We start from the raw sequence: 26,458 nt of genomic DNA, 5'->3' as shown, positions 1-26,458 counted from the left end.
AAAGCAATGATGCACCGACGGCACTTTCTAGGCACTGCCGCAATCGGCGGGCTGGCGGCGGCTTTGCCCGTCCCCGTGCTCGCGGCCGACACGGCAGCCCTGCCGAATCTCGCCGCGAAAGCCGTCCCGATCGGGAAGGCCGAACGCATTGCGCGGATTGCCAAGGCGAAGGAGCTGATGCGCGCGAACGATATCGGCGCGCTGCTGATCGAACCTGGATCGAGCCTCATCTATTTCACCGGGGTGCGCTGGTCGCGCAGCGAGCGGCTGACCGCCGCGGTGCTGACGCGCGAAGGCGAGATCGCGGTCGTCACGCCCTTTTTCGAGGAGCCATCGGTGCGCGAAAGTCTCGCGATCGACGCCGAGGTGCTGACGTGGAACGAGGATGAGAATCCGCTCGCCGCGGTCGCGGCGTGGCTCGGCAAGCGCGGGCTGGCCAAGGGCAAGATCGGCGTCGAGGAGACGGTGCGCTATTTCGCGGTCGACGGGCTCGAAAAGGCGATGCCGCAGGCGACCGTCGTCAATGGCGCGCCCGTCGTGCGCGGGTGCCGGATGCACAAGTCGCCCGCCGAAGTCGCGCTGATGCAGATCGCCGCCGACATCACGCTTGCCGCCTATCGCCACACCGCGCCGCGCATCGAAGCGGGGATGACGCCCGCCGACATCGGCGCGATCATGGCGGCCGCGACCATAGCGCTTGGCGGCAAGAGCGAATTCGAGCTGATTCTGCTGGGCGAGGCGAGCGCCTATCCGCATGGATCGGGCAAGCCGCAGGCGGTGAAGAACGGCGAGGTCGTGCTCATGGACTGCGGCGCGACAGTGCATGGTTATCAGTCCGACATCTCGCGCAGCTTCGTCTACGGCAAGGCGACCCCGCGCCAGCGGCAGGTGTGGGATCAGATGCGCAAGGGGCAGGACGTCGCCTTCGCCGCGGCGAAGCTCGGCACCCCGGCGGGCCACGTCGATGACGCGGTGCGCGCTTATTACGAGAGCCTCGGCTGGGGGCCGGGCTACAAGCTTCCCGGCACCTCGCACCGTACCGGCCACGGCATCGGGCTCGACGGGCACGAGCCGGTCAACCTCGTGCGCGGCGAAACGACGAAGCTTGCGCCCGGCATGTGTTTCTCGAACGAACCCGGCATCTACATTCCGGGCGAGTTCGGCATTCGCTTGGAGGATTGTTTCTATATGACCGACAGCGGTCCGAAGTGGTTCAGCGAGCCGCCGCCGTCGATCGACAAGCCGTTCGGCTAGTCCGGCGCCTTCGGACGCTGGACCAAACTGACGAGCACGAACGAGATGATCATCAGCAGATACCAGCTCCCGAGCTTCTCGACCCCGACCATGTGCCAGCCGTCGTTCTGGCTCGGATAGGTCCAGGCGCGCGCGAAGGTGCCGATATTCTCGGCGAACCAGATGAAGAGCGCGACGAGGCCCCAGCCGAGGAGCAAGGGCATGCGGCGATGGACGTGCAGCGGGCGGAACCACACCTGACAGCGCCAGAAGAGCAAAGCCGTCGCGGCGAACAGGAACCAGCGGATGTCGTAGAGCCAATGATGCGCGAAGAAATTGACGTAGATCGCGGCGGCGAGCGCGTAGCTCGCCCAGACCGGCGGATAGCCCGAATAGCGGAAGTCGAAGATGCGCCAGACGCGCGCGATATAGCTCCCGACCGCGGCGTACATGAAGCCCGAGAAGAGCGGGACCGCGCCGATATGGAGCAGGCTCGCCTCGGGATATTGCCACGATCCGGCGGCGGTCTTGAACAGCTCCATCACCGTGCCGACGATGTGAAAGATCAGGATGACGAGCGCTTCCTTCGGCGTTTCGAGGCGGAAGGCGAGCATGCCGAGCTGGATCAGCACCGCGCCGATCGTGATGGCGTCATAGCGGTGGAGCGGCGCATCGCCGGGCCAGAAGAGGTGCGTGCCGAGCAGCAGCGCGAGCATCAGCCCGCCGAACAGGCACGCCCAGCCCTGTTTGAAGCCGAAGACGAGAAATTCGAGGCACCAGCCGCGCGGCCCGGGCTCGACCGCGATCGCTTCGAGCCGCGAGCGGACGGCATGGAAGCGGCTGTGACCGCACGCCCGTTCAGACATGGACGGCGACCCAGGCGATCAGCATCGCGGCGGGAAGGAGCAGTGCTTGCGCGAGAATGGTGCCGGCGAGGCGGCTCAGCGAGATGAAGGTGATCGCGCGGCGAAAATCGGCCTCGTCGACCTTTCCCTCGACCGCGTCGTCGGTCATTACCGACAGTTGCGGGTCGATGAAGGCGAACAGGAGGATCGTCGCGAAACCGTTGATCAGCGCCGAGAGCTGCGACGCGGTGACCCGGAATTCGGGGGCGAGATAGCCGGCATAGAGCGACGCGACGACACCCACGGCGAGCAGCGACTGCGCGAGGCAGTTGGCGATCAGCACGCCCCAGCCGATCCCCTTCGGCATCCGCCAGTCCTTGAGATGCGACAGGCTGGGGACGGTGAGCGAGCGGCCCAGTGTCCTGAGGCCGCCGGGGCTTGCGGCCTTGAGCGCCAGTTTCGTCGTCGAGCGATTGTTCTGATACCAGCCGATCGCGGCCGCGAACATGCGTTGCCCGGTCGGAACGAGAAGGATGCCCACCAGCGTCGCGACGCTCGCCGCCGCGAGCACCAACTGCATGTCGATGAACAGCGATGCGCCGCTGCCGTCGTGGATGCGCGTCTCGATCCGTTTGGCGAGGAAGGGGCCCAAAAAGCTGTTCGAGGTGCGCGAGAAGAGCACGAGGATGTTGAACAGCGCGAACGACATCGCGATGCGCCGCGTCCGCACCCCGGCGATGCGCGCAGCATAGGCGAGCGCGCCGATGAGGTTGATGAAGCCGGTGAGGAGCAGGATGGTGACGAGGGGGAGGTCGATCATGGCGGGCCTAGCGGAACTTTTGAAATCCGTTCGTGTCGAGCGAAGTCGAGACACCCCTAAGGCGCGCACGACCGATGGGCATCTCGACTTCGCTCGATGCGAACGGGATTAGGGGGTTGCGAGGAAATCGTCACGGCCTAAGTGGCCGTGCCGCCGTCAATGCTTGCGCGTCAGCTCGCGCATCGCATCGTCCAGCCCGGCAAGGCTGAGCGGATACATGCGGTCGTTCATCAGCTGTTTGATCAGCTTGACCGACTGGGTGTAGCCCCAATGCGCCTCGGGCACCGGATTGAGCCACACCGCGGCGGGATAGACTTTGGTGATCCGCCCAAGCCAGACCGCGCCGGACTCTTCGTTGAAATGTTCGACGCTGCCGCCCGGATGGGTGATTTCATAAGCGCTCATCGACGCGTCGCCGACGAAGATGACTTTATAATCATGGCCATATTTGTGGAGGATGTCCCACATCTGGTGGCGTTCGGACCAGCGGCGTTTATTGTCCTTCCACACGCCCTCGTACGGGCAGTTGTGGAAATAGAAGAATTCGAGATTCTTGAACTCGGTCGTCGCGGCGCTGAAGAGTTCTTCGCAGAGCTTGATGAACGGATCCATCGACCCGCCGACGTCGAGGAACAGCAGCAGCTTCACCGCATTGCGCCGCTCGGGACGCATCTGGATGTCGAGCCAGCCCTGCCGCGCGGTGCCGTCGATCGTCCCCGGAATGTCGAGCTCGTCGGCCGCGCCCTCGCGCGCGAATTTGCGCAGGCGGCGGAGCGCGATCTTGATGTTGCGGGTGCCGAGTTCCTTGGTGTTGTCGAGATTCTGAAACTCGCGCTTTTCCCAGACCTTCAAAGCCCTCTTGTGCTTGCTCTCGCCGCCGATCCGCACGCCCTCGGGATTGTAACCCGAATTGCCGAACGGGCTCGTCCCGCCGGTGCCGATCCACTTGCTGCCGCCCTCATGGCGCTTCTGCTGTTCCTCGAGCCGCTCTTTCAGCGTCTCCATGATCTTGTCCCAGTCGCCGAGCGATTCGATCGCGGCCATCTCCTCGGGCGTCAGGAATTTCTCGGCGACCGCCTTCAGCCAGTCGGCGGGGACGTCGACCGGGTTCTGGCCGTAATCGGAAATGATGCCCTTGAAGACCTTGTTGAACACTTGGTCGAAGCGGTCGAGAAGGCCTTCGTCTTTCACGTAAATGGCGCGGCTGAGATAATAGAATTGCTCGGGGCTGCGATCGATCACCTCGCGGTCGAGCGCCTCCAGCAGCATCAGATGCTCTTTCAGGCTGGCGGGAATGCCCGCGGCGCGAAGCTCGTCGAGAAAGCCGAAAAACATAGGGCAGGATTATCCTCTCGCGGCGGCGGGCGCAATCACTTTACGTTTACGGAAAGTGCGGCGGGATTGACGCCCCGTTAACCAATCTCCGGCATAGCTTCTCGATCATTCAGGGACGTGGGCAAGCCAATGAAATATGATCCGATCAACCCGGCGGAGCCGATCCTCGACCAGTCGGTGGCGAGCGATTGCGGCGAACTCGCCGTTGGCTGCAGCGACGCCGCGGGGCGGATCAAGCGCGCGACCGACCAGATGGAACGGCAGATCGGCGAACTCGGCCGGCTCGAGGACTATGTCGTTAGCCTCGAGGCCGATCAGCGTCAGATCGCCGATTCGACCGACGAGGCGAAATTGCTGTCGGCGCGTGCGTGCGAACAGCTCGATACCGGCGCCGAGCGCGTCAACGCGGCGGTCACCGAATTCCGCTCGGTCATCGACCTCGTCGCGCGGCTCGGCACGCATGTCACCAATTTCGCCGCGGTGATGGAGCAGGTGCAGCAGGTCAGCCAGTCGATCGAAGCGATCGCCAAGACGACGAACATGCTGGCGCTCAACGCCGCGATCGAAGCCGAGCGTGCCGGCGATGCCGGGCGCACCTTCGCCGTCGTTGCGGCCGAAGTGAAGAAGCTGGCGCAGAACACGCGCGGCGCCACCGATGAAATCCGCCGCAGCATCGGCAGCCTCGCCGCCGAAGCGAGCGGGCTCGTCGCCGAAATCCAGTCGGGGGTCGAACAGTCGAGCCGCGCCGAAGCGCAGTTCGAGACGATCACCGACGCGCTGCACGACGCGACGCATCTCGTCGCCTTGCTCGACGATCAGAGCGACCGCATCGCGCAGTCGAGCGCAATGGTGCATGCCAACGGCGCGAAGGTGCGCGAGGCGCTCGATCTGGTGGTGACGTCGGTCCGCGACAATAGTTCGACGCTGATCGGCACACGCACATCGATCCTGTCGATGGAGCATGTGTCGAACCGCATGTTCAACGCGGTGATTTCGGCGGGCGTGAGCCCGCAGGATTCGGCGATCGTCGCCCTGGCGGCGAAGGTGCGCGACGAATTCGTGAGCCTTGCCGAAAAGGCGATCGCGCGCGGCGATCTGACGATGGAGCAGCTTTTCGACTCCAACTATGTTCGCGTGCCGAACTCGAACCCCGAACGCTTCCGCACCAGCCTCTGCGACTGGGCGGACGCCAACTGGCGCCCGCTGTTCGACCGCGTCGTCGCGCAGCAGCCGGAGATCAAGATGTCCTCGGCGGGCGACATGAACGGATTCCTGCCGACGCACATCACCGACTGTTCGCGCGCGCCGACCGGCGACCTCGAACATGACACCGCGCATTGCCGCAACGGGCGCGTCCTGCTCGACGATACCGACATGGCGGCGAAGCGCAGCACCGCGCCCTTCTTCATGACCGTCTATCGCCAGGAAGGCGACGGGATCAATTATGTCACCGTGCGCAACGTCTATATGCCCGCGGTGATCGGCGGCCGCCGCTGGGGCGACGTCGAGGTGGCGTATCAGTTATAGGCGGATCGGTCCTCTCGTCTCTCCGTTCGTGTCGAGCGAAGTCGAGACACCCATCGACAGCGCGCCCAGCCGAGGGGCATCTCGACTTCGCTCGATGCGAACGGGATTAAATAGAGCGGTTGTTAGCTTCAGCTACCCTGCCGCCGCGCCATGAACGCCAGCTTTTCGAACAGCATCACATCCTGCTCATTCTTGAGCAATGCGCCATGGAGCGGCGGGATCGCCTTGCCGACGTCGCGGTTCTGGAGCACTTCGAGCGGCATGTCCTCGTTGAGCAGCAGCTTGAGCCAGTCGATCAGCTCGCTCGTCGAGGGCTTTTTCTTGAGCCCCGGCACTTCGCGGACTTCGTAGAAGATGTCCATCGCGCGGCTGACGAGCGTCTTCTGGATGCCGGGAAAGTGGACCTCGACGATCTCGGCCATCGTGTCGCGGTCGGGGAATTTGATATAATGGAAGAAACAGCGGCGCAGGAAAGCGTCGGGCAGTTCCTTTTCATTGTTCGAGGTTATGACGACGATCGGGCGTTCCTTGGCGGTCACCGTCTCGTCGGTCTCATAGACATGGAACGCCATGCGATCGAGTTCCTGGAGCAGGTCGTTCGGGAATTCGATGTCGGCCTTGTCGATCTCGTCGATCAGGAGGACGGGGAGCTTGGGCGAGGTGAACGCCTCCCACAATTTGCCCTTGCGGATATAGTTGCGGATGTCGTGGACGCGCTCTTCGCCGAGCTGGCCGTCGCGCAGGCGCGCGACCGCGTCATATTCATAGAGGCCCTGCTGCGCCTTGGTGGTCGACTTGATGTTCCAGGTGATCAGCGGCGCGTCGAACGCCTTGGCGATTTCCTCGGCCAGCACGGTCTTGCCTGTGCCGGGTTCGCCCTTCACGAGCAAGGGACGGCGCAGCAAGGTCGCGGCGTTAACCGCGACCTTCAGGTCGTCGGTGGCGATATAGGCGCTGGTGCCTTCGAAACGCATCGGCTGCTGCCTTCCCTTAACGTGAACGTCAAGCGGGCATAGCGGGGGCGGGGGATGGGTGCAAGCGTGTCTCCCCTCCCGCAAGCGGGAGGGGCGGGTCAGCGGAGCAGCATCGCCATCGTTGCGAGGAAACCCTTCGCCTCGGCCGTTCCTGGCCGTGGCACGGCGGGGAGGTAGGCGCGGCAGTCGAGGCACGAGGCCTGCACCGAACCCGTCCGCGTCAGCATCGTCAGATCCTGCACCAGCCGCCGTTCGGTAAGCTGGCGGTTCATCGCCGCGATGCCGAACCAGCCGCGCGGGAGCGCCGCCGCCTGCTCCTCTTCGGTGCCCGACCAGCTCGCGAGCAGCTTCGAAAATTCGCTCGGCTCGTCCTCGAAATATTTGGCGTGGAAATCGCCGTCGATCTTGGCGAGCTTCGCCGCGGCGGCGAGCGCGTCGGGGAGGCCGCCGAACTGGTCGACGAGGCCGATCTGGCGCGCGGTGCCGCCGGCCCAGACGCGCCCTTCGGCGATGGGTAATATCTTGTCGAGCGGCTGCTTGCGGCTCTTGGCGACAAGGCCGGTGAAGCGCGCGTAAATGTCCTCGACGCTTGCCTGCGCCAGCGCGTTGAACTCGTCGTTCACCCCGCCGAACACGTCGGGCTGGCCCGACAGCGGCGTCGTCGCGATGCCGTCGGCGGTGACGCCGATCTTGGCGAGCGCCTGATCGAAGCTCGGCAGGATGCCGAACACGCCGATCGAACCGGTGATCGTCTCGGGCTCGGCGAAGATGCGGTCGGCGGGGGTCGAGACCCAATAGCCGCCCGACGCCGCGACATTCGCCATCGAGACGACGATCGGCAGCTTCTTCGCCTTGGCGGCGAGCAGCGCCTGACGGATTTCCTCCGACGCGAGCACCGACCCGCCGGGCGAATCGACGCGCAGCACGATCGCCTTGATGCTGCTGTCGGCGGCTGCGTCGAGGATGTGCTGCGCGATGGTTTCGCCGCCCGCGACGCCGCTCGGCGCCTCGCCATCGACGATCTCGCCGACGACGGGGACGACCGCGATCGCGCTGCCATTCGTTTCGGGCGGATTGGCGGCGACCCAGTTTTCGAGCGGGATCGCATTATATTCCCACGGCTTGCTTTCGTCCGCAGTGCCGCTGATTTCGGCGACGCGGCGATTGAACGCCATGCGGCTGCCGAGCTTGTCGATCAGGCCGGCGTCGAGCGACGCTTTCGACAGATCATTGCCCGCCGCCTTCACCGCGCCCGCGGTGTCGGCGATGAAGGCATCGATCTTGGCGGCGGGGCGCGCCTTCTTGACGTCGGTCAGCCAGTTTTCCCAGAGGACGCCGGCGTAGGCGAGGTTCGCCTCTTTGGCTTCGGGCGACTGGTCGCTGCGCAGGAAGGGTTCGACCGCGCTCTTGAAGGTGCCGACGCGATAGATGTGCGCGGTGACGCCGAGCCGGTCGATCAGCCCCTTGTAATAGAGGCGCGACCCGCCCGGGCCCGCGATCGCGACGCCGCCGATGCCGTCGGCCCAGATTTCGCTCGCGTGCGACGCGATCTGATAGCTGTCGGTGGTATAGGCGGTGGCGAAGGCGAGCACGGGCTTTTTCTTCGCGCGCACCTTGTCGATCGCGGCGCCGATCTCGGCGAGCGAGACCTGCCCGCCGCCGAGGAAGCGGTCGAGGTCGAGCACGACCGAGGTCACACGGCTGTCGTCGGCGGCGACTTCCAGCGCGTGGACGACGTCGCGAACGCGGACCTCCTTGAGCCGGGCGCCGCCCGACAGCGCCGCGACCGGGTCGACTTCGGCGGGCTGTTCGCTGACGATGCCGTCGAGTTCGATGACGAGCGCGCCCTTGCTGACCGGAAGGCCCGCATTGGGGCGCCCGGCGAGCAGGCCGAACAGCGCCACGAAGAAGAGCAGCAGACAGATCAGCGCGAGCGCGTCCTTGATCCCGACGAGCAGGTGCCAGACCTTGCGCGGAAAGCTGGTCGTGGATTTGCGCTTGTCGTCGCCGGGCAGCGGGCGGCGCACGGGGATGGCCCAGGGGCCGGCGGGGTCGTTGGGCGTGGTCGCGGTGCTATCGGTCATGCCCGCAAACCTAGGGACGCGCCTCGCCCTTGGCAATGCACGCTTCGACGGGCGGGCGATGGACATCCATGGATGGCGTCACAACAATCCATTCGCATCGAGCGAAGTCGAGATGCCCATCGGCTAGGCGCTTGCCGTCGGGGGTGTCTCGACTTCGCTCGATGCGAACGGAACTTGGGTGTGTCACAGCCACCCCTTGCGGCGATACCAGCGCACCGTTTCGGCGAGCGCCTCGTCGGCATCCAGTTCGGGACGCCACAGCTCGGCGGGGGGGCATTTGCCTTCGGTCGCGACCCAGTCGGGGTGCGCGATATAGCGCGCGCGGTCGGGGGTCAGCTTGGCGCGGCCGCGGCGGACGAACGTGTCGAGCCGCCCGCCCGCTTTGAGCAGCAATGCCGGGGTGGCGAGCGTCGACAGCCGCTGCCGCCCGACGGCGCGCGCGACGGCGCGGGCAAAGCCGCGGTGTGACCAGCCGGTGGGCTTGCCGTCGTCGGGCTCGTAAATCTGCCCGATGCTGACGGTGCGGTCGGCGGCGAGCGTGACGAGCAGCCGCGCGAGTTCGTCGACGTAGATCGCCGACATGCGCCCGTTCGGCACCAGCGCGATGCCGCGCCGCGCCATGCGGAACAGGTCGAGCATTTCGGTATCGCCGGGGCCGAAGACCGCGGGCGGGCGCACGATCGTCCAGTCGAGCCCGCTGTCCTTCACGACGGCCTCGGCGCGTTCCTTCGACCAGCCATAGTTGGAGAGGCCGGGTTCGCGCGCCGCGAGCGAGGAGACGTGGACGAAGCGCGTCACGCCGGCGCCGCGTGCGGCATCGATGACATGGGCGGTCGCGGTGGCGTTCCCCGCCTCGAAAGCGGCGCGGGTGGGCACGTTGACGACGCCCGCGATGTGCATGACGGCGTCGGCGCCTTTCGCCATCTCCGCCAGGCTGTCCTTGTCGTCGAGCGCCCCCGCGATCCACGTCACGCCGCCGCGTTCGGGTTGCGGCCGGCGGGTGAGGGCGCGGACGTGCCAGCCCGCAGCGACCGCTTGCCGCATCGTCGCGCCGCCGACGAAGCCGGTCGCGCCGGTCATGGCAAGGATGGGCGAGGTCAGAGGAGCACCATATGGTCGCGGTGGACCATTGCGCTTCTGGGGGCATAGCCGAGCGCCGCTTCCTGCGCGTCGCGGCCGAGGCCGACGATGTTCGCGGCGTCGGCGCCCGGATATTCGGAGAGGCCGCGCGCGATGACGCGCCCGTCGGGCCCCGCGATGTCGAGGATGTCGCCGCGCGCGAAGCTGCCGCTGAGCGCGGTCACGCCCGCCGCGAGCAGGCTCGCGCCGCCCTGCAGCGCCTTGGCGGCGCCGGCGTCGATCTCGACCCGGCCCTTCGCGGTCAGCCCGCCCGCGAGCCATGCCTTGCGCGCGCTCGCGCCGCGTTCGGCAGCGAACAGCGTGTGCCGTGCTTCGGTCGATAGCGGCCGGTCGATCCGCCCCGACGCGATCGCGAGATGCGCGCCAGCCGCATTGGCGATGCGCGCCGCCGCGATCTTCGATACCATGCCGCCCGATCCCATGCCCGACGCCGAACCGGCGTCGGCCATCGCCTCGACGGCGGCGTCGATGCGTTCGACGCGTGCGATGTGAACGGCGCCGTCCTGCGCCGGGTTGCGGTCGTAGAGGCCGTCGATGTCGGAGAGCAGGATGACGCCGCCCGCCGCCGCGGCCTGCGCGACGCGCGCGGCGAGGCGGTCGTTGTCGCCGAAGCGGATTTCCTCGGTCGCGACGCTGTCATTCTCGTTGATGATCGGCACGACGCCGAGACTGAGCAACCGGTCGAGCGTCGCGGCGGCATTGAGGTAGCGGCGGCGATGTTCGAGATCGTCCAGCGTCACGAGCATCTGCGCCGCGGTCAGCCCTTCGGCGCCGAGCACCTCGGCCCAGACCTGGCTCAGCGCGATCTGCCCGGTCGCCGCGGCGGCCTGCGCATCCTCGAGCGTCCCGCGGCCTCCTTTCGCAAGCCCCAGCCGCCGCGCACCGAGCGCGATCGCGCCCGACGAGACGACCGCGACCTGCTGGCCCGCGCGCGTGCGTTCGCCGATGTCGGCGGCGATCCCGGCGAGCCAGTCGCGCCGCACCGCGCCCGACGGATCGACGAGCAGCGCCGATCCGATCTTGACGATCAGCCGGGGACAGGTGGCGGGCGGAAACAGGCTCATGGCGCCGCCGATAGCGCGATGCGCGCGCGCCGCCAATGCGAATGTCCGCGGCCGCGTTCGCGCAATTTTATTCCGAAGTTGTCAAACTTGTCGTTCCCCTTCGGTATAATGATACCTGTTGGCGATCGGGTGATCGGGCGGACGTGCGGTGCGGCTGGGCGTCGAGCGTGCATGGCGAGGCGAAGGTTATGCGCGCGCGATAATGTAGGACAGCGATTTTTTTTGGCTGAACGTGGATGTCGGTTTCGGGGTGGATCGACGACGTTAGCTTGCGATGAAGAGGATGGCCGCTACCGGCCGAATCCGGCCAATCCGTTGACCCCCAAAAATGAAGTCCGCCGGCAAGCCGGCGGACTTCAAGAGAGCAAGATGGCCTTGGTTCCACCTTCCTCGGGTCGCGGGTCCTTCATCGCCGATTCGCTCCATTGTTTCGCTACCCATTCGGGTAGGGAGCCGATTTTTTCATTTTGTCGCATTGCGCTTGCCATCGCGGTTGTGGTCCCGTCAAATGCGGACGCTGCGTATCTTCTTTGGGGGAAGTGCATGCAGAGCGACCCGCGACCGAACTTTCCGACCGACCATAATGCACCCGCCGAATGGGAAGTGCTCAACGCGCTGATCGGCGAAATCTATGATTCGGTGCTGCATCCCGAAAGCTGGAACGAAACCCTCGCGCGCATCACCGGCACGCTTTGTCCCTTGAGCTGGGAGGCCGCTTTCATCCTCTGGGAAAGCAGCAATCCGCCGAGCGCGCGCTTCGTCGCCGCAACGGGCCTCGCCGCGGGGGTGCAGGAAATCTATGCGGCGGTCTATGCCGGCCACCATGCCTGGTCGCGCAAGCTGATGCGCTATGGCAATGGCAGCGTCGTCGACAGTTTCGACATCATGGCGCGCGGGGAATTCGCCGAAACCGAATTCTTTCGCAACTTCCTGCAACCTTGGGGAATCGACCGGCTGGTCGCGGTGCTGCTCGATCGGCGCGGGGGCGAGCGGCTGGGGCTGATGCTGCCCGGCCCGGGCGATCGCGACGTCGAACGGTTGAAGCGCGGGCTGCGCGTCCTCGCGCCGCATATGCAGCGCGCGATGCGGATCAGCGACCGGATCGCGACGCTCGAACTCGCCACCGGCGCCGCGCGCATCGCAGCCGATGCCGCCCCCTTCGCGATCTTCAGCCTCGACGACCAGCTCAATATCCTCGCCGCCAACGCGCGGGCCGGGCGCTATGAACGCGCGGGATTCATCCGCACCGCGCAGAACCGCTTCGCCCTCACCCATCCGCCGAGCCAGAAACGGCTGCTCGACCTCGTCAAAAGTCCTGAGCCTGCCGGTCTCGCCTTCCAGGCGGTGGGTGATGCGGACCGCGAGTGCCCGGTGCTCGTCGCGCGGGTGACGCGGCAGTCGGCGCAGCAACTCGGCGGCGTCCGCCTCGGCGCGTCGCTGATCGTCACGCTCGGCAGCTCGCCCGGCGAAACCCCGGTGGTCGAGATCGATCGCGTCGCGCAATGGTTCGGCCTCACCCCGGCCGAAGCGCGGCTCGCGGTCGCGCTCGCCGCGGGCGATACGTTGCAGGATTATGCCGCGTTGCGCGCCGTCAGCCTGAATGCCGTGCGCTTTCTTTTGAAAGGTATTTTCCGCAAGACCGGCGCGAACAGCCAGGCGCAGCTCGTGGCGCTGCTCGCCAGGCTGCCGGCACCGGGCGACGGTTAGGGCCGCTTCCCGTTAACTGGCGGGCGCCTCAGAAGGTGTAGCTGAGCGCGATGCCCGCCGACGGCTGGCTGCGCGAGCCGAGTTCGCGCGTGATCGGCGAATCCGCCGCATCGCCGACGAGCCGGTCGTAGCGGCCATAGAGTGCGATGCCCCAATTTTTGCCGAGCATGCGGTGGTAGCCGGCGGTGACGCCGACCGACTGGACGCCGCCGCCGGGGTCGTAAGCGGCGAGACCCGAGGTGGTCGCGGACGCAGGCGTCACGCCGAAATAGGCGCGATGGTATTTGGCGTCGCCGAGCGTGACGCGCGGGCCGATCGAGAAGAGCCAGTCGTCGCCTTGCCGTGCGATATAGTCGGCGCTGATTTCGCCGACCCAGCCCTTGTGACCGCTGAGGCCCTTGCGTCCTTCGGCGCGGACGCGGAGCGAAGGCGTCAGGTAGGCTTGCGCAAAGCCGCCCGCTTCGACGGTGAAACCGACCTTGGGCAGGTCGGCGCCGATGTCCGACGCCTTGCGCTTGCCGATGAAGCCGAAGGCGGGGCCGAAAGCGAAGTTGCCGGCATGAACGAGCGGCTGGCCGAAGCTTTCGTCGGGCGCTTCATATTCGAACGCGCCTTCGCGGGTGCGCGAGACGTCGATATAGGGACCGACGCCGAACTTGTCCGCGCCCGGCCACGACGGCGACAGCTGTGGGCCGAGGATGATGCGGGTGCGTTTCTCGGCGGTTTCTCCGCCTTCCTGCGCATTCGCCGGGACGGCGGCAGCGGCGAGCGCGATGAGGAGCAGGGCGGGAAGCCGGTTGCGTTCGGTCATGCGAAATCCTTGTTGTTCCGCATGAAATTCTCTGCGGCGCTGTTCGTTCCTCGTATCGAACCTGAATTCCCGGTCATCGCGGCGAAGGCCGGGATTTCACCCTGTCGGGATAACGCACCGGCGAGATCCCGGCTTTCGCCGGGATGACGGAAGTATCAAACCGGCGACCAGCCGCTCGCTTCGTCGCCTTCGTCCGCGCCGGGTTCGGGATGGCCGATCGCCTCGAGCAGCGTGTCGAGCACCGCGGGCACGCCCGCGCCGCTCGCGCCCGACAGCGCCATCACCGGACGGCCGCTTTCGGCTTCGAGCTCGGCGGAGAGCGCCGCGATCAATTCGTCGTCGAGCGTGTCGATCTTGTTGAGCGCGACGATCACCGGCTTGTCGAGGAGGTCGGCGCCATAGGCTTCGAGCTCGTCGCGGACGATGCGATAGCTGGTCGCGACATCCTCGTCATTGGCGTCGACGAGGTGGAGGAGGACGCGGCAACGCTCGATATGGCCGAGGAAGCGGTCGCCGACCCCGGCACCTTCGGCGGCGCCCGCGATCAACCCCGGGATGTCGGCGACGACGAATTCATGCCCCTTGTGGCTGACGACGCCGAGCTGGGGGCGGAGCGTTGTGAAGGCATAGGCGCCGACCTTGGCCTGCGCGTTGCTCACGCCGTTGATGAAGGTCGACTTGCCGGCGTTGGGCAGGCCGACGAGACCGGCGTCGGCGAGCAGTTTCAGCCGCAGCCACACCCACATTTCCTCGCCCGGCCAGCCGGGGCCGTGCTGGCGCGGCGCGCGGTTGGTCGAAGTCTTGTAGCTGGCGTTGCCGCGCCCGCCGTCGCCGCCGCGCAGGAAGACGAGCCGCTCGCCTTCCTTGGTGAGGTCGGCGAGCAGGCTGCGCTCCTCGTCATCGTCGAGGATCTGGGTGCCGATCGGCACCTGAATGACGAGATCGGGGCCGCCCGCGCCGGTGCGATCGCGACCCGCGCCGGGGGTGCCGCGCTTCGCCTTGAAATGCTGGGTGTAGCGAAAGTCGATCAGCGTGTTGAGACCCGCGACCGCTTCGAAAATGATGTCGCCGCCCTTGCCGCCGTTGCCGCCGTCGGGGCCGCCATATTCGATATATTTCTCACGCCGGAACGACACCGCGCCGGGGCCGCCGTCGCCGGACTTGATGAAAATCTTGGCTTGGTCGAGAAAGTGCATGGCGGGGGCCTTTAGGGCGTAAACTTGATTACACATCAAGTTCCGTTCGTGTCGAGCGAAGTCGAGACACCCATCGGGGTGCACGGCCGAGGGGCATCTCGACTTCGCTCGATGCGAACGGAGCTTGGGGAAGGCGGCGTCTTAGCGTGTGCGCAATAAAATTGCCAGCGGCTTAGGCGCCTGGCTTTCCGCCATGTTCGGCCCAGAATTTCGCGATGCGCCCGGTGATGAGTTCGGTCGCGAGCACGCGCGAGGTGTCGCGCGGCAGGCCGAGCGCCTCGGCCATCGGTCCGCCGAGTTGGGCGTCGCCCAATGCCATCAGCACGAGCGCGAGCGTGTCTTCGTGCATCAGGCGTTTTTCATGCGCGTCGGGGGCCATACCGTCGATCAGGCGGTGGATCGCATCGACGATCGGGTCGAGCGCATCGTCATTGCCGGTCGCCGCCATCCAGGTCGCGAGCGCCCCCGCGCCGCCCTCATTAAAGGCGTCGAAGGCCAAATCGACGATCTCGCGGACGTTGCGTTCGCCGGGCGGCGATTCGGCCATTTTCCGGCCGATCGTCGCGCACACGGTTTCGGCCTGATAGGCGGCGAGCGCCTTTTGCAGCCCGGCGGCGCTGCCGAAATGGTGGAGCAGGTTGGCGTGGGTGCGGTCGATCCGCGCCGCGACGGCTTTCAAAGTCACCGCCGCCGGCCCCATTTCGATGAGGATGTGACGCGCGGCCTCGAGCGCCGCCGACCGGCTTTCCTCGGGACTCAAACGCTTCTTCACTATTGACATATGTGTAAGTAAACCCTATTTTCTGGCCCCAGCAACCCTTTTCGACGGTATGAACCATATGTCCAGCCTTTCCCGGTCGCCGACCCCCGCCGATCTTTCGATCACCCCGCGCGATATGCGTTTCGGCCGCGACGACCGGCAGGGGCGCTGGTGGCTGAACGGCGATCCGATCGCCTCGACCTTTCACACCGCCTTGTCGGTGACCTTTCCGCGCGGCGAGGCGATGTTCATCGAGGCGGTGAAGGCGCACCGCGACGGCGTTCCCGAAAAGCTGGCGCGCGAAATCCGGGCCTTTACCCAGCAGGAAGTGATCCACAGCCGCGAGCATGTCGTCTTCAACAAGAAGGCGGCCGAGGCGGGCTATGATCTTTCGGAACTCGAGGATGACGTCAATCAGGTGCTCGACCTGATCAAGACGCGGCCGCAGATCGTCAACCTGATGGCGACGATCGCGCTCGAACATTATACCGCGATGATGGCGGCGGTGATGCTGCGCGAAGACAGCATGTACGCGGGCGCCGAGCCCGAATGGGCCGCCTTGTGGAAATGGCACGCGATCGAGGAGATCGAGCATAAGGGCGTCGCTTACGACACCTGGCTGCACGCGACGAAGGACTGGAGCCGCTTCCGGCGCTGGCGCGCCAAGGCGGTGATGATGCTGCTCGTCACCTCGCGTTTCTGGCCCAAGCGCGTCAAGGGGATGAAGGCGCTGCTCAAACAGGACGGGCTGACCGGCTGGCGCGTCACGGCGCGCATCTGGTGGTATCTGCTCGGCACGCCGGGCGTGCTGCGCAAGAGCTTCTTTCCCTGGCTTTCCTATTTCATGCCGGGCTTTCATCCGTGGAACCACGACGACCGGGCGCTGATCGGCAAATATGAAAGCGACTATGCCGACGCGATCATGCCGGCGCATTCATCGAAACCCGAGCTGGCTGCTGCGGCAGCCTGACCCGCGAAGGCGGGCGCCCGGAGCGGTCTTCTCTCTCCCCTCTCCGGGAGCCCGCCTTCGCGGCGATAATGTGTCGATCGCGGCTGGACGCCGCGGCGCCCGTCCCATATCGCTGAGCGCGTGGGGAGGGGACCATGCGACCACATCTAACCGCCGCCGAAATCGCGCAGATCGAGCTGCAGCTTGCGGGGCTGGCTTCGCTGCTCGAATTCGGTTGCGGCGAAGCCACGCTGGTCGCGGCGCGGCAGGTGCGGCGGATCGTCAGCGTCGATGGCGATCCCGCCCGGCTCGGCCGGATACAGGCCGAGGTGGCGCGCGAAGCGGTCGAATTCACCCCCGTCCACATCGACGTCGGACCGGTGGGCGAGGGGGGCTATCCCGCCGGCGAAAGCCGCATCCGCGACTGGCCGCGCTATCACAGCCATATCTGGCGCGGCATGGGCGGCAGCCCCGACGCGGTGTCGATCGCCGGGCGTTTCCGGGTCGCCTGCCTGTTGCAGGCGATCATTCACTGCAAGCCCGACTGCGTCTTCCTGTTCCGCGATTTCAACAGCGAGCCGCATTATCATGCCATACTGCGCCATGTGGAGGTGCTGGCGCGAGTCGACGGGCTGGGCGTTTTGCGCGCGAAGCGGCAGGTCGACGGCACAGCGGTTCTGCACGACCTGTTCGATCATTATCTCGACCCCGATTGACCGGCTTGCCGCGCTTCGGCACAGCGGGGCGATGTTCACCGCACCTCCCACAATCGAAACCGACCGCCTGCGCCTGCGCCCCGGACGCCTTGCCGACAAGGACGTTCATATCGCGATGTGGGCCGACGCGCGCGTCACGCGCTTCATCGGCGGCGAACCGCGCGCGCCCGATGTCAGCTGGGGCAAGTTCCTGAGCTCGGCGGGGCTGTGGCCGGTGATGGGGTTCGGTTACTGGGTGTTCGCCGACCGGGCGAGCGACGCGCTGATCGGCATGGGGGGGCTCAGCTATTTCTGCCGCGGCATCCCCGAACTCGAAGGGCGACCCGAGGCGGGCTGGGCGTTCGACGCCGATCACTGGGGCGCGGGCTATGCGACCGAGGCGATGACCGCGGCGCTCGGCTGGGCCGATGCGAACCTCGATGCGGGCGACGTGCGCTGCATCATCGACCTCGGCAATGACGCGTCGGAGCGGGTGGCGGCGAAGCTCGGTTTCCGGCGCATCGGCGACAGCGACGCGCTGGGGCATGTGGTGGCGATCTATTCGCGGCCGCGGGGTGGCTAGGCCGGCTCGACCACCAGCACGCCGCCGTCGGCGCTGACGACGCGGACCTTGGTGCCTTCGGCCACGTCGGGGCCGCGCACCGGCCATTCGCCGTCGCCGACCTTGGCGCGGCCGCGGCCGTCCTCGATCGCTTTGGTCACCGTCAGCACCTCGCCGACGAGGCGGCCGCCGCGCTGATTGAGGTGCGGGTCGGTCGTCGTGATCGGATTCGCTTTCAGCCAGCGGCGCCCGCCATAGAGCGCAACGAAGGACAGCGCCGCGAAAATGCCGAGCTGGAGCGGGACGCTGAGCGGCACGACCCACGCGATGACGCCGGTGACGACCGCCGCGGCGCCGACCCAGATGAGGAAGAAGCCCGGCGCGACGATCTCGGCCGCCGCAAGCAGCACGCCGAGCGACAGCCACGCCCAATGCGGTTCCATGTTGGCCAGCCAGTCGGGCATGTCAGGCTCCCTTGCGTTCGAGCGCGTCCCTGGCGAGTTCGCCGATGCCGCCCAGCGTGCCGATCAACTGCGTCGCCTCGACCGGGAAGAGGATCGTCTTCGCGTTCGGGCTGGTCGCGAACTGGCTGACCGCTTCGACATATTTTTGCGCGATGAAGTAATTGATCGCCTGCGCGTTGCCGCTCGCGATCGCGTCCGACACCATCTGCGTCGCCTTGGCTTCGGCCTCGGCTTCGCGTTCGCGGGCTTCGGCGTCGCGGAACGCGGCCTCGCGGCGGCCCTCGGCCTGCAGGATCTGGCCCTGCTTCTCGCCCTCGGCGCGCAGGATTTCGGAGGCGCGCATGCCTTCGGCTTCGAGGATGTTGGCGCGCTTCTCGCGCTCGGCCTTCATCTGGCGCGCCATCGCGTTCGAAATATCGGCGGGCGGACGGATGTCCTTGATCTCGACGCGGGTGATCTTGACCCCCCATGGCGTCGTCGCATCGTCGACGACGTGGAGCAGCCGCGTGTTGATCTCGTCGCGTTTCGACAGCGTTTCGTCGAGGTCCATCGACCCCATCACGGTGCGCAGGTTGGTGGTCGTCAGGTTCATAATCGCGAGATAGAGATCGCTGACCTCATAGGCGGCTTTCGCGGCGTCGAGCACCTGGAAAAAGACGACGCCGTCGACCGCGACCATCGCATTGTCCTTGGTGATGATTTCCTGCCCCGGGATGTCGAGCACCTGTTCCATCATGTTCACCTTGCGACCGACGCGGTCGAAGATCGGCATGATGAAGTTGAGCCCGGGCTGCGCGGTGTGCGTGTAGCGGCCGAAGCGTTCGATCGTATAGGCAAAGCCCTGCCGCACGGGCGTCAGCGCCCAGATCAGGAACACCAGCGCCAGAACCACCAGTGCGAGTGCGAATTCCATCGATCATCCCCTCTGCAATTGCATCTTTGCAAACCCGCTTCCTTATTGCGGCAACGGCGGGGTTGCGCCACAGAAAAGCGCATGACCCCAAGTGACTATCCAGCCGGCTATGCGCCGCGCTCGCTGCTGTATGTTCCCGGATCGAACGCGCGTGCGCTCGAAAAGGCGGGCGGGCTTGCCGCCGACATGCTGATCATCGACCTGGAAGATGCCGTGCCAGCCGACCGCAAGACGGAGGCGCGCGCGGCGATGCGCGCGGCGATGCGCGCGGCGGTGACTGCGGGCTTTCCCGGCAAGCGCGTCGCGGTGCGGGTGAATGCGACGGGCAGCGCCGAGCAGGCGGACGATGTCGCGGCGATTGCCGGCCTGACGCTCGACGCCGTGGTGCTGCCGAAGGTCGATGCGCCGTCCGATCTCGACCCGCTGCGCGGCCTTGGCCTGCCGGTCCTCGCGATGATCGAGACGCCGGCGGCTATTTATGCGGCGCGTGAGATCGCCGCCGACACGGCGGTGGCGGGGCTGATCGCCGGGCTCAATGACTTGGCGCACGAGTTGAAGCTGCCCGACGGCATGGACCGCGGCGCGATGAGCCATGCGATCCAGGCGATCATACTCGCGGCGCGCGCGGGCGGGGTGTGGTGCTTCGACGGCGTTTACAATACGATCGACGACGGTGCGGGTTTCGCGAATGAAGCCGCCGAAGGGCGGCGGCTCGGCTTCGACGGCAAGACGCTGATTCACCCGTCGCAGGTGGGTCCGTGCAATACCGCCTTCGCGCCATCGGCGCGCGAGATCGCGGCGGCCGAGGCGCTCGTCGCCGCGGCAACCGGCGGCGCGCAGCGGCACGAAGGGCGGATGATCGAGGATATGCACGTCGCGGCGGCGCGGGCTTTGCTCGAGCGGGCGGGGCGCGCTTGAATCTCCCCTCCCGCTTGCGGGAGGGGACCCGCCGTTCGTCGTTCGACGAACCGCCTTGCCGGGATGTCGCGGACATGCCATGCGGCGCGTCCATGAGAACCGCCTCCTTCCGCGCCGCGATCGCGGCTGTCGCCCTGCTTTCCTTCGCCCCCGCCGTCGCGGCCGCGCCCGCCAAGGGCGATGCCCCGGTCACCGAGGCCGAGCTGGCCGCGCATATCAAGATACTGGCGGACGACGCGTTCGAAGGACGCGCTCCGGGCACTGATGGTGAGGACCGCACGATCGCCTATGTCGTCGGCGAATGGGCGAAGGCCGGGCTCGAACCCGTGCCGGAGAGCATGACGCCGTGGCTTCAGCCGGTGCCTTTCGTCGAGACGCAGGCGACCGGCGGCACCGCGAAGTTCCGGGCAGCGGGCCGCGATCTCGCGCTGGGCGGTGACGAGGGCATCATCGTGACCGGACGCGATGCGTCGGTCGCGCTCGCCGACGTGCCCGCGCTCTTTGTCGGCTATGGCATCGACGGCGCCGGCAAGGTCAATGCCGACGTCAGGGGCAAGCTTGCCATCATGTTGTTCGACAATGCACCCTTCGGCGACAAGCTGCCGCGCTATCGCGAGCGGCGGCAGATGCTCGCCGATGCGGGTGCGTCGGCGGTGCTGGTGATTTCCAACGGTGCGGTGCCGTGGCCGGCGCTGCGCGAAAGCCTCGGCGGCAAATATGTGCGCCTCGCCAGCGCAAAGTCGGGCGCGCCGGTCAGCGGCTTCCTCTCGCCCGAAGCCGGCGATGCGCTGCTCAAGGCGGCGGGACAGGATGGCGCCGCGCTGCGCGAGGCCGCCAAATCGCCCGACTATAAGGGTGCCGCGCTGCCGGTGACCGCGGACTTCACCGCAGGGTCGTCCGTCCGCCCCTTTGCCAGCCACAATATCATCGGCAAGCTGCCGGGTGCCAAGCCCGACGGCAAGGCGGTGCTCTTCCTCGGCCATTGGGACCATCTCGGCATCTGCGCGCCCGAGGGCGAGACCGACCGCATCTGCAACGGCGCGGTCGACAATGCGAGCGGGATCGCGGTGCTGATCGAGGTCGCGAAGCGGCTGGGCAAGGGGGCACGGCCCGATCGCGACATTTATTTCATGGCGACGACGGCGGAGGAAAAGGGCCTGCTCGGCGCGCGTTATTTCGCCGATCATCCGGTCGTGCCGCTGTCCGACATCACCGTCGCGCTCAATGTCGACACAATCGCGATTTCGCCGCGCGGCACGCCGGTCGCGACGATCGGGCGCGGCAAGCCCGCCTATGACGCGGTGGTGCGTGACGTGGCGACCAAGCTCGGCCGCACGCTCGACGAGGATGGCGAGGCCGATGCCTTCATCCAGCGGCAGGACGGCTGGGCGCTGGGGGCGAAGGGCGTCACCTCGCTGATGGTCGGCGGCAGCTTCTCGGATATGAAGCTGCTCGAAGCCTTCCTCGGCAGCGATTATCATCGCCCGGCGGACAATTTCTCCGACAATATCCCGCTTGGCGGCGCGGCGGAGGATGCCGACCTGCATGTCGCGCTGGGGCGGGCGTTTGCCGATACGAAGCGGTGGAAGGGCGAACCCGAATAAAAAGGAACGTGTGTTCCCGCGAAGGCGGGAACCCATCTCCGGTGGTTTCGGATTTCAGCGGCATGTGATGGGTCCCCGCCTTCGCGGGGACCACGATCCTTTAGCTAGTCAAGCCGCCTGCTTCGCCCGATCCGCCATTTCCTGATTGAGCATCTCGGCGAGCAGAAACGCCAGTTCCAGCGATTGCCCCGCGTTCAGACGCGGATCGCAGTGCGTGTGATAGCGGTCGGCGAGGTCCATCTGGGTCACGTCCATCGCGCCGCCGGTGCATTCGGTGACATTCTGGCCGGTCATTTCGATATGGATGCCGCCGCCATGCGTGCCCTCGGCGCGGTGGACGGCGAAGAAGCCGCGCACTTCGGCGAGGATGCGATCGAACGGACGCGTCTTGTAGCCGTTGGGCGTCTTGATGACATTGCCGTGCATCGGATCGCACGACCAGACGACCGGATGGCCCGATTCCTTCACCGCACGCACCAGCCTAGGCAGATGCGCCTCGATCTTGTCGTGGCCATAGCGCGTGATCAGCGTCATGCGGCCCGCGACATGGTTCGGGTTGAGCGTGTCGAGCAGGCGCAGCAGCGCGTCGGGCTCGAGGCTGGGGCCGCACTTCATCCCGACCGGATTGCCGATGCCGCGGAGATATTCGATATGCGCCGAGCCTTCGAAGCGGGTGCGATCGCCGACCCACAGGAAATGGCCCGAGGTGTCGTACCAGCCGCCGGTCAGGCTGTCCTGACGGGTGAGCGCCTGCTCATAGGGGAGCAGCAGCGCCTCGTGACTGGTGTAGAAGCTCGTGCCCTTGATCTGCGGGACGGTTTCCGGGGTGACGCCGCACGCTTCCATGAAGGCGAGCGCTTCGGAGATCCGCGCGGCGGTTTCCTGATATTTCTTGGCCCACGGGCTGCGGTCCATGAAATCATGCGTCCAGGCGTTGACCTGTTGCAGATTCGCATAGCCGCCGTTCGCGAAGGCACGCAGCAGGTTGAGCGTCGCCGCCGACTGGTTATACGCCTTGACCATGCGCTGCGGGTCGGGCTCGCGGCCCGCTTCCTCGAACGCGATGTCGTTGATGATGTCGCCGCGATAGCTCGGCAGCGACACGCCATCGACGTCTTCCAGGTCGGCCGAGCGTGGCTTGGCGAACTGGCCCGCCATGCGGCCGAGCTTCACCACGGGCATCTTCGACGCGAAAGTCAGCACCACGGCCATCTGAAGCAGGACGCGGAAGGTGTCGCGGATATTGTTCGGATGGAATTCGGCAAAGCTTTCGGCGCAGTCGCCACCCTGGAGCAGGAAGGCCTTGCCCTCCGCCACGCGGCCGAGTTCGCTCGTCAGCTCGCGCGCTTCACCCGCGAAGACGAGCGGCGGATAATTGCTGAGTTCGCGTTCGGCGGCCGCGAGCGCGGCCGCGTCGCGGTAGGTGGGCAGCTGGCGGGCCTCGTGCGAACGCCAGCTATGCGGTTGCCAATTTTTCGTCATCTGCCTGTCTTCTCGGTTCGAATCCTGCGCCCCATGGCGCGGATGCCCGCCCGAAGCAATGTTTCCGGCACGAGCGATCCCGAAAATTAGCATTATCGTGACATTTGCGCACCTATGCTTTTCTTCAGGGCCAGGAACTGATAGTTTATTGCGAACCTTGGAGCGGCGATGGGCGCGCGTTTTCAAGGTTTTTGGCTATCGGTAACGTCAACCACCCAGTGACCGAGGCCCCAACGAGCGGGGCGGGTCGGGATGCGAGCGATTGGCTGTGACGAATTTCGATTCCGCCTGGTTCCTCTATGGGGCGCTGTTGCTCCTTTTGGCGACGAGCTTCGTCGTGCGCATCGACTATGCGCGCATCGGCCTTGCCGCCGCGGCGCTCGTCGCGCTGCCGCTGACGCTCTTTCGTGGATCCGACCTCATTTATAGCCTGCTCGTGCTCGCGATTCTGGCGGTCAATATCGGCATATTGGCGCGCCTGTGGCTGCGCGGGACGAAGATACGGTTTTCGGCCGAGGAAGAGGCGCTGCGCCGCGAGCACTTCGCCGGGCTGGGAGCGGTGGCGGCGCGCGACCTGATCGATCAGGGGCACTGGATTTCGGCGAAGCGCGGCGAAATACTCATTCGCGAGAATCAGGCGGCACCGAGCCTTTTCTATCTTGCCGAGGGACAGGCGGCGGTGCTGCGCGACGGCATCGAGGTCGGAAAATTATCGGGCGGCGCGCTGATCGGCGAAGCGACCGCGCTCGACGGTGCCCATGCGACGGGAACGGTCGTGCTGGGCAGCAATGCGCGGCTGTGGTTCGTCCCGGCGGCGGCGCTGCGCGCCTATCTCGCCGCCAATCCGGCGATCGCGGGCGCGCTTCACGAGGGCTTCGCGCGCGCGCTGCGCGGCAAGCTGGCCAGTGCCAACACGCGCATCGCGGACCCGCCGCCGATTTCTTGAGCGCGGCTGCTGCGCGGCCTCGAATCTGTAAGCCGTGCCTGCTAGGCTTCGATCTATGGCGATGATTCTCTATGGCATTTCGAACTGCGACACGGTGAAGAAGGCGCGGCGCTGGCTCGACGAGCAGGGTGTCGCCTATCGCTTTCACGACGTTCGCAAGGACGGGCTCGACGCCGCGCGGCTGCAGGGCTGGGTCGACGCGCTCGGCTGGGAAAAGCTGCTCAACAAGGCGGGGACGACCTTTCGCAAGCTGCCCGAGGAGCAGAAGCAGGGGCTTGATGCGGCGTCGGCAAAGGCGATGATGCTGGATCAGCCGGCGATGATCCGCCGCCCGGTGGTCGAAGCGGGCGATATTATCAGCGTCGGCTTTTCGGCCGCGGACTGGCAGGCGCGTTTTGCGGCATGATCCGGTCGATTCTGGCGGCGGCGGCGCTGATGCTGTCCGCTGGCTGTACGGCTGACGACGTGACCGCGCAGCCCACCGTCGACGGGCGGCCGCCGATCGTGATCGCGCATCGCGGCGCATCGGGCGAGCGGCCCGAACATACGCTGGCGAGCTACCGGCTCGCGATCGAGCAGGGCGCCGACTTCATCGAGCCCGACCTCGTGCTGACCAAGGACGGCGTGCTCGTCGCGCGGCACGAGAATGAGATTTCGGAGACCACCGACGTCGCCGATCATCCCGAGTTCGCGGGCCGCAAGACGGAGAAGACGATTGACGGACAGGAGGTCGAGGGCTGGTTCACCGAGGATTTCACCCTCGCCGAATTGAAGACGCTGCGCGCGCGCGAACGGCTGCCGCGGCTGCGCAGTACCGACTATGACGGGCGGTTCGAAATCCCGACCTTCGAGGAGATTTTGACGCTGCTCGCCGAAGTGAACAAGGGCCGCAAAGGGGCGGGCGAAAAGCCCGTCGGCGTCTATCCCGAAACCAAGCATCCGGGCTATTTCGTATCGATCGGCCTGCCGCACGAGGCGCCTTTGCTGGCGCTGCTGGGCCGCTTCGGCTATCGCGGCCGCAGCGCGCCGGTGTTCATCCAGAGCTTCGAGGTCGGCAATCTGATCGACCTGCGCGCCAAGAGCGACCTGCCGCTGATCCAGTTGATGGACGCGGGCGGCGGGCCCGCCGACCGGCCCGGCACCAGCTATGCCGCCATGGCGTCGCCCGCGGGGCTCAAGATGATCGCCGGCTATGCCGACGGCATCGGTCCGAACAAGGCGATGGTGATCCCGCGGGGAACGCTCGGCCGGCTCGGCAAGCCCACCGCGCTGGTGCGCGACGCCCACGCCGCCGGGCTCAAAGTGCATCCCTGGACGTTTCGCCGCGAAAATTACTTCCTCCCGCTCGGCGAGAAGGGCAGTATCAATCCTGCGGGCCATGGCGATTTGGCGGGCGAGATCGAGGCCTATATTGCCGCCGGCGTCGACGGCCTGTTCAGCGACAACCCGCGCGAGGCGGTCGTCGCGGTTGCAAAAGGAGCTTCGAAATGACCGAACATGCTCTGGGCCAAAGCGGCCTGTCGATCCGGCCTTTCGTCCTCGGCGGCAACGTCTTCGGCATGACGGCGGATCGTGAGGCGAGCTTCGCGGTTCTCGACCGCTTCGTCGAGCTGGGCGGCGGGATGGTCGACACCGCCGACGTCTATTCGGCGTGGGTTCCGGGGCACAAGGGCGGCGAGTCCGAAAGCATGATCGGCGCGTGGCTGAAGGAAAGCGGCGCGCGCGACCGGGTTCTGATCGCGACCAAAGTCGGCATGATGCCCGGCGGCCTCAAGCCCGACCGCATCCGCGACGCGGCTCAAGGTTCGCTCGAGCGGCTCGGCACCGACGTCATCGACCTTTATTTCGCCCACAAGGACGATCCCGACGTGCCGCTCGATGAAGTGCTGGGCGCTTTGGCCGAACTCGTCGATGCAGGCATCGTGCGCGCGATCGGCGCGTCCAACTATTCGGCCGAACGGCTGGCCGAGGCGCTGCGGGTGGCGGACGAAAAGGGCCTGCCGCGTTTCACCGCGATGCAGCCCGAACTCAACCTGCTCGACCGCGACCAATATGAAGGCGCGTTGCAGGAGCTGTGCATCGCCGAGGGGCTGGGAGTCGTCACCTATTTCAGCCTCGCCTCGGGGTATCTGTCGGGCAAATATCGAAGTGCCGACGACCTCGGCAAGAGCCCGCGGGGCGCGCGGGTCAAACCCTATCTGGAAGGAAGGGGGCCGGCGGTGCTTGCGGTGATGGATGGCATTGCCGCCGAAACCGGCGCCACATTATCGCAAATCGCGCTCGCGTGGGTCGCTGCACAGCCCGGCGTCACCGCGCCGATCGCCAGCGCGACGACGGTCGAACAGCTCGACGAGCTGATGGACAGTCTCGATCTCGACCTCAACGACGAGCAACTCGCGGCGCTGAGCCAAGCCTGAAGCGCGGACCGG

Annotated in this window: 25 protein-coding genes; 12 read left to right on the top strand and 13 right to left on the bottom strand. The window is 66.4% G+C overall.

Going from position 1 to position 26,458, the window contains the following annotated elements; translation table 11 throughout:
• Window positions 1–9 precede the first annotated feature (9 nt).
• Window positions 10–1,254, top strand: coding sequence for a M24 family metallopeptidase (locus tag GGR90_RS01955; RefSeq protein ID WP_167918983.1), 1,245 nt, complete (start codon window positions 10–12; stop codon window positions 1,252–1,254).
• Here GGR90_RS01955 and GGR90_RS01950 read toward each other — a convergent pair.
• The 3 genes from GGR90_RS01950 to GGR90_RS01940 all read right to left on the bottom strand — a co-directional run bounded on the left by GGR90_RS01950 (window position 1,251) and on the right by GGR90_RS01940 (window position 4,233).
• Window positions 1,251–2,099: a DUF817 domain-containing protein gene (locus GGR90_RS01950; RefSeq protein ID WP_167918981.1), complete on the bottom strand. Its 849-nt coding sequence runs from the start codon at window positions 2,097–2,099 to the stop codon at window positions 1,251–1,253. The two genes, GGR90_RS01955 and GGR90_RS01950, sit on opposite strands and share 4 nt — an antisense overlap.
• Window positions 2,092–2,898 (bottom strand): lipid II flippase Amj family protein, encoded by an 807-nt coding sequence (locus GGR90_RS01945; protein WP_167918979.1) that lies wholly within the window; start codon window positions 2,896–2,898, stop codon window positions 2,092–2,094. The genes GGR90_RS01950 and GGR90_RS01945 overlap by 8 nt, the downstream gene beginning before the upstream one ends.
• A 156-nt stretch (window positions 2,899–3,054) precedes the next feature.
• Window positions 3,055–4,233: a vWA domain-containing protein gene (locus tag GGR90_RS01940; protein ID WP_167918977.1), complete on the bottom strand. Its 1,179-nt coding sequence runs from the start codon at window positions 4,231–4,233 to the stop codon at window positions 3,055–3,057.
• Window positions 4,234–4,362: 129 nt separating this feature from the next.
• On the opposite strand from GGR90_RS01940, the gene GGR90_RS01935 reads away from it, so the two are divergent.
• Complete coding sequence (locus tag GGR90_RS01935) at window positions 4,363–5,760, top strand: methyl-accepting chemotaxis protein (RefSeq protein WP_167918975.1); 1,398 nt, start codon at window positions 4,363–4,365, stop codon at window positions 5,758–5,760.
• 128 nt (window positions 5,761–5,888) lie between these two features.
• Here the strand turns inward: GGR90_RS01935 and GGR90_RS01930 are convergent, their stop codons facing one another.
• From GGR90_RS01930 to proB, 4 genes are all read right to left on the bottom strand, one after another.
• Entirely contained in the window at window positions 5,889–6,734 is an 846-nt protein-coding gene (locus tag GGR90_RS01930) for an AAA family ATPase (protein WP_056369114.1), read from the bottom strand.
• Window positions 6,735–6,832: 98 nt separating this feature from the next.
• Complete coding sequence (gene sppA / locus GGR90_RS01925) at window positions 6,833–8,818, bottom strand: signal peptide peptidase SppA (protein WP_167918973.1); 1,986 nt, start codon at window positions 8,816–8,818, stop codon at window positions 6,833–6,835.
• A gap of 183 nt (window positions 8,819–9,001) precedes the next feature.
• Entirely contained in the window at window positions 9,002–9,898 is an 897-nt protein-coding gene (locus GGR90_RS01920) for an NAD-dependent epimerase/dehydratase family protein (protein ID WP_167918970.1), read from the bottom strand.
• Between the two features lie 17 nt (window positions 9,899–9,915).
• The gene (proB, locus tag GGR90_RS01915) at window positions 9,916–11,022 is read right to left on the bottom strand and encodes a glutamate 5-kinase (protein WP_167918968.1); all 1,107 of its coding nucleotides are present in this window, start codon (window positions 11,020–11,022) and stop codon (window positions 9,916–9,918) included.
• A gap of 543 nt (window positions 11,023–11,565) precedes the next feature.
• On the opposite strand from proB, the gene GGR90_RS01910 reads away from it, so the two are divergent.
• Window positions 11,566–12,729 carry a helix-turn-helix transcriptional regulator gene (locus GGR90_RS01910; protein WP_167918966.1) on the top strand — a complete coding sequence of 388 codons (1,164 nt, stop codon included), beginning with the start codon at window positions 11,566–11,568 and terminating at the stop codon, window positions 12,727–12,729.
• A 28-nt stretch (window positions 12,730–12,757) separates the two neighbouring features.
• Here the strand turns inward: GGR90_RS01910 and GGR90_RS01905 are convergent, their stop codons facing one another.
• The 3 genes from GGR90_RS01905 to GGR90_RS01895 all read right to left on the bottom strand — a co-directional run bounded on the left by GGR90_RS01905 (window position 12,758) and on the right by GGR90_RS01895 (window position 15,517).
• On the bottom strand, window positions 12,758–13,540 hold the full coding sequence (locus GGR90_RS01905) for a MipA/OmpV family protein (RefSeq protein ID WP_167918964.1): 783 nt from the start codon (window positions 13,538–13,540) through the stop codon (window positions 12,758–12,760).
• A 155-nt stretch (window positions 13,541–13,695) separates the two neighbouring features.
• Window positions 13,696–14,736: a GTPase ObgE gene (obgE, locus tag GGR90_RS01900; protein ID WP_167918962.1), complete on the bottom strand. Its 1,041-nt coding sequence runs from the start codon at window positions 14,734–14,736 to the stop codon at window positions 13,696–13,698.
• 172 nt (window positions 14,737–14,908) lie between these two features.
• Window positions 14,909–15,517, bottom strand: coding sequence for a TetR/AcrR family transcriptional regulator (locus GGR90_RS01895; protein WP_167918960.1), 609 nt, complete (start codon window positions 15,515–15,517; stop codon window positions 14,909–14,911).
• Window positions 15,518–15,575: 58 nt separating this feature from the next.
• Here GGR90_RS01895 and GGR90_RS01890 point away from each other — a divergent pair, with 58 nt between their 5' ends.
• From GGR90_RS01890 to GGR90_RS01880, 3 genes are all read left to right on the top strand, one after another.
• Window positions 15,576–16,466 carry a metal-dependent hydrolase gene (locus GGR90_RS01890; protein WP_167918958.1) on the top strand — a complete coding sequence of 297 codons (891 nt, stop codon included), beginning with the start codon at window positions 15,576–15,578 and terminating at the stop codon, window positions 16,464–16,466.
• A gap of 134 nt (window positions 16,467–16,600) precedes the next feature.
• Window positions 16,601–17,161 (top strand): hypothetical protein, encoded by a 561-nt coding sequence (locus GGR90_RS01885; RefSeq protein WP_167918956.1) that lies wholly within the window; start codon window positions 16,601–16,603, stop codon window positions 17,159–17,161.
• 31 nt (window positions 17,162–17,192) lie between these two features.
• Window positions 17,193–17,723, top strand: a complete 531-nt coding sequence (locus GGR90_RS01880; RefSeq protein ID WP_167918954.1) for a GNAT family N-acetyltransferase — start codon at window positions 17,193–17,195, stop codon at window positions 17,721–17,723.
• On the opposite strand, the gene GGR90_RS01875 is transcribed toward GGR90_RS01880, so the two are convergent.
• Together GGR90_RS01875 and GGR90_RS01870 are read right to left on the bottom strand one after the other, a co-directional pair.
• Window positions 17,720–18,166 (bottom strand): NfeD family protein, encoded by a 447-nt coding sequence (locus GGR90_RS01875; protein WP_167918952.1) that lies wholly within the window; start codon window positions 18,164–18,166, stop codon window positions 17,720–17,722. The two genes, GGR90_RS01880 and GGR90_RS01875, sit on opposite strands and share 4 nt — an antisense overlap.
• Window position 18,167: 1 nt before the next feature.
• Window positions 18,168–19,079 carry an SPFH domain-containing protein gene (locus GGR90_RS01870; protein WP_167918950.1) on the bottom strand — a complete coding sequence of 304 codons (912 nt, stop codon included), beginning with the start codon at window positions 19,077–19,079 and terminating at the stop codon, window positions 18,168–18,170.
• An 81-nt stretch (window positions 19,080–19,160) separates the two neighbouring features.
• Here GGR90_RS01870 and GGR90_RS01865 point away from each other — a divergent pair, with 81 nt between their 5' ends.
• A complete protein-coding gene (locus tag GGR90_RS01865) occupies window positions 19,161–19,997 on the top strand; it encodes an HpcH/HpaI aldolase/citrate lyase family protein (RefSeq protein ID WP_167918948.1) in 837 nt (278 codons plus the stop codon).
• Window positions 19,998–20,089: 92 nt separating this feature from the next.
• On the top strand, window positions 20,090–21,601 hold the full coding sequence (locus tag GGR90_RS01860) for a M28 family peptidase (RefSeq protein ID WP_245198356.1): 1,512 nt from the start codon (window positions 20,090–20,092) through the stop codon (window positions 21,599–21,601).
• 108 nt (window positions 21,602–21,709) lie between these two features.
• Here the strand turns inward: GGR90_RS01860 and GGR90_RS01855 are convergent, their stop codons facing one another.
• On the bottom strand, window positions 21,710–23,083 hold the full coding sequence (locus GGR90_RS01855) for a class II 3-deoxy-7-phosphoheptulonate synthase (protein ID WP_167918944.1): 1,374 nt from the start codon (window positions 23,081–23,083) through the stop codon (window positions 21,710–21,712).
• A gap of 268 nt (window positions 23,084–23,351) precedes the next feature.
• Between GGR90_RS01855 and GGR90_RS01850 the strand changes: the two genes are divergently transcribed.
• The 4 genes from GGR90_RS01850 to GGR90_RS01835 are packed head-to-tail and all read left to right on the top strand — an operon-like array spanning window position 23,352 to window position 26,446.
• Window positions 23,352–24,029, top strand: coding sequence for a Crp/Fnr family transcriptional regulator (locus GGR90_RS01850; protein WP_342449874.1), 678 nt, complete (start codon window positions 23,352–23,354; stop codon window positions 24,027–24,029).
• A 55-nt stretch (window positions 24,030–24,084) separates the two neighbouring features.
• Window positions 24,085–24,435 carry an ArsC family reductase gene (locus GGR90_RS01845; protein ID WP_209023528.1) on the top strand — a complete coding sequence of 117 codons (351 nt, stop codon included), beginning with the start codon at window positions 24,085–24,087 and terminating at the stop codon, window positions 24,433–24,435.
• Window positions 24,432–25,520 (top strand): glycerophosphodiester phosphodiesterase, encoded by a 1,089-nt coding sequence (locus GGR90_RS01840; protein WP_167918940.1) that lies wholly within the window; start codon window positions 24,432–24,434, stop codon window positions 25,518–25,520. The genes GGR90_RS01845 and GGR90_RS01840 overlap by 4 nt, the downstream gene beginning before the upstream one ends.
• The gene (locus tag GGR90_RS01835) at window positions 25,517–26,446 is read left to right on the top strand and encodes an aldo/keto reductase (protein ID WP_167918938.1); all 930 of its coding nucleotides are present in this window, start codon (window positions 25,517–25,519) and stop codon (window positions 26,444–26,446) included. The genes GGR90_RS01840 and GGR90_RS01835 overlap by 4 nt, the downstream gene beginning before the upstream one ends.
• Window positions 26,447–26,458: the final 12 nt, after the last annotated feature.

The organism is Sphingopyxis italica, assembly GCF_011926545.1.
Classification (GTDB): Bacteria; Pseudomonadota; Alphaproteobacteria; order Sphingomonadales; family Sphingomonadaceae; genus Sphingopyxis; species Sphingopyxis italica.
Note: the sequence above shows the minus strand (reverse complement) of the source record. Positions and strands in the feature narration are given on the sequence as shown.

Coding starts and splice junctions, on each gene's coding strand:
- GGR90_RS01910 (WP_167918966.1), top strand. CDS start 11,566: ATGCAGAGCGACCCGCGACCGAACTTTCCGACCGACCATAATGCACCC.
- proB (WP_167918968.1), bottom strand. CDS start 11,022: ATGAGCCTGTTTCCGCCCGCCACCTGTCCCCGGCTGATCGTCAAGATC.
- GGR90_RS01950 (WP_167918981.1), bottom strand. CDS start 2,099: ATGTCTGAACGGGCGTGCGGTCACAGCCGCTTCCATGCCGTCCGCTCG.
- GGR90_RS01955 (WP_167918983.1), top strand. CDS start 10: ATGCACCGACGGCACTTTCTAGGCACTGCCGCAATCGGCGGGCTGGCG.
- GGR90_RS01835 (WP_167918938.1), top strand. CDS start 25,517: ATGACCGAACATGCTCTGGGCCAAAGCGGCCTGTCGATCCGGCCTTTC.
- GGR90_RS01865 (WP_167918948.1), top strand. CDS start 19,161: ATGACCCCAAGTGACTATCCAGCCGGCTATGCGCCGCGCTCGCTGCTG.
- GGR90_RS01940 (WP_167918977.1), bottom strand. CDS start 4,233: ATGTTTTTCGGCTTTCTCGACGAGCTTCGCGCCGCGGGCATTCCCGCC.
- obgE (WP_167918962.1), bottom strand. CDS start 14,736: ATGCACTTTCTCGACCAAGCCAAGATTTTCATCAAGTCCGGCGACGGC.
- sppA (WP_167918973.1), bottom strand. CDS start 8,818: ATGACCGATAGCACCGCGACCACGCCCAACGACCCCGCCGGCCCCTGG.
- GGR90_RS01880 (WP_167918954.1), top strand. CDS start 17,193: ATGTTCACCGCACCTCCCACAATCGAAACCGACCGCCTGCGCCTGCGC.
- GGR90_RS01920 (WP_167918970.1), bottom strand. CDS start 9,898: ATGACCGGCGCGACCGGCTTCGTCGGCGGCGCGACGATGCGGCAAGCG.
- GGR90_RS01885 (WP_167918956.1), top strand. CDS start 16,601: ATGCGACCACATCTAACCGCCGCCGAAATCGCGCAGATCGAGCTGCAG.
- GGR90_RS01945 (WP_167918979.1), bottom strand. CDS start 2,898: ATGATCGACCTCCCCCTCGTCACCATCCTGCTCCTCACCGGCTTCATC.
- GGR90_RS01935 (WP_167918975.1), top strand. CDS start 4,363: ATGAAATATGATCCGATCAACCCGGCGGAGCCGATCCTCGACCAGTCG.
- GGR90_RS01930 (WP_056369114.1), bottom strand. CDS start 6,734: ATGCGTTTCGAAGGCACCAGCGCCTATATCGCCACCGACGACCTGAAG.
- GGR90_RS01840 (WP_167918940.1), top strand. CDS start 24,432: ATGATCCGGTCGATTCTGGCGGCGGCGGCGCTGATGCTGTCCGCTGGC.
- GGR90_RS01895 (WP_167918960.1), bottom strand. CDS start 15,517: ATGTCAATAGTGAAGAAGCGTTTGAGTCCCGAGGAAAGCCGGTCGGCG.
- GGR90_RS01905 (WP_167918964.1), bottom strand. CDS start 13,540: ATGACCGAACGCAACCGGCTTCCCGCCCTGCTCCTCATCGCGCTCGCC.
- GGR90_RS01890 (WP_167918958.1), top strand. CDS start 15,576: ATGTCCAGCCTTTCCCGGTCGCCGACCCCCGCCGATCTTTCGATCACC.
- GGR90_RS01875 (WP_167918952.1), bottom strand. CDS start 18,166: ATGCCCGACTGGCTGGCCAACATGGAACCGCATTGGGCGTGGCTGTCG.
- GGR90_RS01860 (WP_245198356.1), top strand. CDS start 20,090: ATGAGAACCGCCTCCTTCCGCGCCGCGATCGCGGCTGTCGCCCTGCTT.
- GGR90_RS01855 (WP_167918944.1), bottom strand. CDS start 23,083: ATGACGAAAAATTGGCAACCGCATAGCTGGCGTTCGCACGAGGCCCGC.
- GGR90_RS01845 (WP_209023528.1), top strand. CDS start 24,085: ATGGCGATGATTCTCTATGGCATTTCGAACTGCGACACGGTGAAGAAG.
- GGR90_RS01870 (WP_167918950.1), bottom strand. CDS start 19,079: ATGGAATTCGCACTCGCACTGGTGGTTCTGGCGCTGGTGTTCCTGATC.